The sequence below is a fragment of the Bradyrhizobium sp. TM233 genome (genome assembly GCF_036247965.1).
In the GTDB taxonomy this organism is placed as follows: domain Bacteria; phylum Pseudomonadota; class Alphaproteobacteria; order Rhizobiales; family Xanthobacteraceae; genus Bradyrhizobium; species Bradyrhizobium ottawaense.
Genome location: NZ_BTIG01000148.1, coordinates 1 through 288, shown reverse-complemented (window position 1 = coordinate 288; position 288 = coordinate 1). Strand labels below are relative to the sequence as shown.

The following is a 288-nucleotide window of genomic DNA, read 5'->3' as shown; positions in this document are numbered from 1 at the left end:
CCGCGGGGCGCTGCGCGATCTGATCGGTCCAGCGCTGCACGTTCTTGTAGTCCTGCACCGAGAGGAATTCGCCGGCGCCATAGACCAGCCCCTTGGCGAGCGCGCCGTACCAGGGCCACACCGCCATGTCGGCGATCGTATACTCCTTGCCCGCGAGATATTCGTTGTCGGCAAGACGCCGGTCGAGCACGTCGAGCTGGCGCTTGGTCTCCATCGCGAAACGGTCGATGGCGTATTCGATCTTGGTCGGCGCATAGGCGTAGAAATGGCCAAAGCCGCCGCCGAGAT

General features: G+C 63.9%; 1 protein-coding gene. It reads right to left on the bottom strand.

The window, feature by feature from the left end:
- Nucleotides 1-288, bottom strand: a 288-nt coding sequence (locus AABA86_RS34090; RefSeq protein ID WP_338309865.1) for a glutathione S-transferase C-terminal domain-containing protein, incomplete at both ends; no start/stop codon positions are given.